Source organism: Pseudomonas sp. HY2-MNA-CIBAN-0224 (assembly GCF_040310285.1).
In the GTDB taxonomy this organism is placed as follows: domain Bacteria; phylum Pseudomonadota; class Gammaproteobacteria; order Pseudomonadales; family Pseudomonadaceae; genus Aquipseudomonas; species Aquipseudomonas helleri.
Genome location: NZ_JBEOPQ010000120.1, coordinates 1 through 4,286 on the forward strand (window position 1 = coordinate 1; position 4,286 = coordinate 4,286).

General features: G+C 59.1%; 2 protein-coding genes. Both read left to right on the plus strand.

Annotated features, from left to right (window positions below):
* Positions 1-291 precede the first annotated feature (291 nt).
* On the plus strand, positions 292-2,934 hold the full coding sequence (gene mprF / locus AAEZ03_RS25565) for a bifunctional lysylphosphatidylglycerol flippase/synthetase MprF (RefSeq protein ID WP_048386654.1): 2,643 nt from the start codon (positions 292-294) through the stop codon (positions 2,932-2,934).
* Complete coding sequence (locus AAEZ03_RS25570) at positions 2,934-4,214, plus strand: virulence factor family protein (RefSeq protein ID WP_048386652.1); 1,281 nt, start codon at positions 2,934-2,936, stop codon at positions 4,212-4,214. Before mprF ends, AAEZ03_RS25570 begins: the two co-directional genes overlap by 1 nt.
* Positions 4,215-4,286: the final 72 nt, after the last annotated feature.

A 4,286-nucleotide genomic window follows, 5' to 3' on the forward strand; every position in this document is an offset into this window, starting at 1 on the left:
AAGGTCGTCGGTTCAAATCCGGCTCCCGCAACCAAACATCGAAAAAGGCTACTCGAAAGAGTGGCCTTTTTTGTGCGTGATCAAAAAGTATTTCTCTCCAGTGATTAAAGGTTCTGTCATCTATCTGAAGATTCGCTCGTCTATGCTGAGCGGCAGCAATTACCTTTTTTTCACATGCCAAACCTGAACATCAGGCAAACAGTTGAAAGTATTTTGAAATATTTTGACCAAAAGGATTGGTAACTTGAGTCTATGCCTCCATCCTATCGCGCACGATTCACGAGGTGATTGATGCCCGATAACTCGCCAGAACTTAAAGAACCCGCTTCAGCAGCCCACCCGATTGCAGCCAAACGCCTGCATTTACTGGACCTGTTGAGCAAGTACCGCCAACCTATTGGACTCGCACTCACCCTGCTTCTGTTTGCCATAGCCCTGATTGCCTGCCGCCATCTGCTCAGCGAACTCGACCTTTACGCCTTGCACGACTCCATCATGGACGTCCCCAGGCCCGCCCTGCTCGGCGCCGTGGCTGCAACGGCTGTCGGCTTTGTGATTTTGCTTGGGTACGAGTGGTCTGCCAGTCGCTATGCCGGCGTCAAACTGCCACCCAAAACCCTGGCACTGGGCGGGTTTACCGCCTTTGCCATTGGCAATGCCATTGGCCTGTCGCTCTTGTCCGGCGGCTCTGTGCGCTATCGTTTGTACGCACGCCATGGCGTAGGTGCCTCCGAAGTCGCGCACATGACGCTGTTCGCCAGCTTGTCGTTGGGCTGCGCTTTGCCACCGCTTGCCGCCCTGGCAACCCTAAGCAACCTGCCTGCCGCTTCCGCTGCCCTGCATATTCCGGTTTACATCCTGGCGGCCATTTCAGTCGCCGTGCTGTTGTTGTTTGGCTTGCTGGCGCTGGGCATTTATCGCCGTCGCCTGCCCGAGCAACCCATCCCGGACAACCTGCTGGTCAAAGCGGGGCGCCGCACCCTGCGCCTGCCAAGTGCACGACTGACCCTGCTGCAACTGGTGATTACCGCGCTGGACGTCGCCGCTGCGGCCACGGTGCTGTATTTGCTGCTTCCCGAAGCGCCGCCGTTTGGCGCCTTCATGCTGGTTTACTTACTGGCGCTGGCCGCCGGTGTACTCAGCCACGTGCCGGGCGGTGTCGGGGTTTTTGAAGCGATTTTGCTGGCCGCCTTCGCCGACAAACTCGGCGCCGCACCGTTGGCCGCCGCGCTGCTGCTGTATCGCTTGATCTACGTGATCTTGCCGCTGCTGCTTGCCTGCCTGATGCTACTGATCAATGAAGCCCAACGCCTGATTCAGACACGCCAAAGCTTGCGCGTGGCCTCCGGCCTTGCTGCGCCGATTCTGGCGGTATTGGTATTCATGTCGGGCGTGGTTCTGCTGTTTTCCGGGGCTACTCCGGAAATCGATACCCGCCTTGAGCACATCGGCTTTCTGATCCCTCACCGCCTGATTGACGCCTCGCACTTCGGTGCCAGCTTGATCGGCGTGCTCTGCCTGCTGCTGGCCCAAGGCCTGCGTCGTCGACTGTCGGCGGCCTGGATGCTGACCACGATCCTGTTGTTGGTCGGCGCTGTACTGTCTCTGCTTAAAGGCTTCGACTGGGAAGAGGCGTGCATTCTGGTCCTGACCGCAAGCTTACTGGGCCTGTTCCGCCGCTCGTTCTATCGCCCGAGCCGTCTGACCGAGCTGCCGTTTTCACCGCTTTATCTGGTAGCCAGTGCCTGTGTACTTGGCGCTTCGGTGTGGTTGCTGCTGTTTGCCTATCAGGATGTGCCATACAGCCATCAACTGTGGTGGCAATTCACCCTCGACTCGGATGCCCCACGCGGCCTGCGCTCACTGATGGGCGCGGCGGTGCTGCTGGTGATCGTGGCCCTGACCTGGTTGCTGCGCACGGCGCGCCCCACCATCCACTTGCCGGATGCCAGTGAACTGGAACGCGCCGAGAAGATCTTGCTGGCTTCAGACCAGCCAGATGGCGGCCTGGCCCTGACCGGCGACAAAGCCTTGCTGTTCCACCCGGACGACAGCGCGTTCTTGATGTACGCCCGCCGCGGCCGCAGCCTGGTTGCGCTGTATGACCCCATCGGCCCTGCGCAACAGCGCGCCGAGCTGATCTGGCAGTTCCGTGACTTGTGCGACACCTTCCACGCCCGCCCTGTGTTTTATCAAGTGCGCGCCGAGAACCTGCCGTTCTATATGGACATCGGCCTGACCGCGATCAAATTGGGCGAAGAAGCCCGGGTTGACCTGCACCGCTTTGATCTCGACGCCAAGGGCAAAGAGATGAAAGACCTGCGCTACACCTGGAACCGCGGCACCCGCGACGGCCTGTCGCTGGAGATCCACGAACCGGGCGAAGCGCCGATGGATGAGCTGAAGGTTATTTCTGATGCGTGGCTGACCGGCAAGAATGTCCGGGAAAAAGGCTTCTCGCTCGGACGCTTCAGCGAGGATTACATCAAGCACTTCCGCGTTGCCATCATCCGTTTTGAAGGCAAGCCCGTGGCCTTTGCCAACTTGCTTGAGACTCACAGCCATGAGCTGTCGAGCCTCGACTTGATGCGCGCCCACCCGCAAGCGCCGAAACTGACCATGGAGTACATGATGGTCGGCCTGATTCAGCATTATAAAAAGCATGGATACGCCCGTTTTAGCCTGGGAATGGTCCCATTGTCTGGCCTCCAACCCCGTCGTGGCGCGCCATTGACTCAGCGTCTAGGGTCAATGTTGTTCCAGCGCGGTGAGCACCTGTACAACTTCCAGGGTTTGCGTCGCTTTAAAGACAAATTCCAGCCCGACTGGGAACCTCGTTATATGGCCGTGCCTGCCGGACTTGACCCGCTGGTAGCGCTGGCTGATACCGCCGCCCTGATTGCAGGCGGCTTGACTGGATTGGTGAAACGTTAATGAAACATCGTTCCTGGCGTTTTTTGCTGTTAATTCTGGTGATACTGGCTGCGCTGGCAGCCGGCGGCTATTGGTTCTGGAATCGCCCGGCCCCCGAGCCGACGGTTGAGCACCTGAGCCAAGCCGATGGCTCGACCCTGACCAAAGTGACACCTGGCCAGACCGCGCGCGCCCAAGTGGTGATTGCAACACCGGCCGAAGAGGCTCTGACCGACGCTCAACTTTCGGCGCTGAGCCGTGGCGGCAAAGCGCAATTGGTACAGGTCATTCTGCCCAAGGAAGACTGCACCCTGCAGCAGCAAGCCCTGCAAACGGCACTGCAACAGTTGAAAGGCCCGCCTACGCTGGTTAGCGGCATCGGCCCGGGCGCAACCCTGGCCTGGCGCTGGCTGGCCGAGCAAACCAACGACAAGGCCCAAGCCGTGTCGGTGGGTTTTGCGCTTGAACAACCGGGCTGCACGTTGCCCATGCCTAAATCTGCCGCACACGGCAGTTGGCTGGTGGCCTGGAACGACAACCCTGACGACCCTAGCGCTGCTTTCGTACGTGATCAGCCGAACGCTCAGACCAGCATCAGCGACTATGACATTCACTTCCCCCAGGTACTGAGCAACGAACTGCGCAAGATTCTGGTTGGCGACAACAACGGCGGGCTCAACATGCCTGTGGTTGAAGTGCCTGCGGGCCAGCAAAACAGCACCGTGACGTTGTTCCTGTCGGGTGATGGCGGCTGGCGCGACCTGGACCGTGACGTGGCCGGCGAGATGGCCAAGATCGGTTATCCGGTGGTCGGTATCGACATGCTGCGCTACTACTGGCAGCACAAGACCCCGGAACAAAGCGCCACCGACCTGACTGAACTGATGCAGCACTACCGTCAAAAATGGGGCACCCAGCGCTTTGTTCTGGTCGGCTACTCATTTGGCGCGGACGTACTGCCCGCCACCTACAATCGCCTGCCTGAAGCCGAACAGAAACGCGTAGACGCGATTATCCTGTTGGCCTTCGCCCGCAGTGGCAGCTTTGAGATTCATGTTGATGGCTGGCTCGGCAAGGCTGGCGCTGAAGCCGATACTGGCGAAGAAATGTCCAAGTTGCCGGCCAACAAAGTGGTGTGCATCTATGGCGCCGAAGAGACAGACGAAAGCGGCTGCACGGCCAAAACGACTGTAGGCGAAAGCGTCAAGCTGCCAGGTGGCCACCACTTTGACGAAAACTACCCGGCCCTGGCTCAACGCCTGGTAGACATGATCAAAAAGCACCAGGCTACCGCCCCGTAACACACGCCCCCCCCCCTGTAGGAGCGAGCTTGTCTCGCGATCTTTTGATCTTAAAAGATCGCGAGACAAGCT

Excerpts from the sequence above, each read along its gene's own strand:
- mprF (WP_048386654.1), top strand. The coding sequence starts at position 292 with ATGCCCGATAACTCGCCAGAACTTAAAGAACCCGCTTCAGCAGCCCAC.
- AAEZ03_RS25570 (WP_048386652.1), top strand. The coding sequence starts at position 2,934 with ATGAAACATCGTTCCTGGCGTTTTTTGCTGTTAATTCTGGTGATACTG.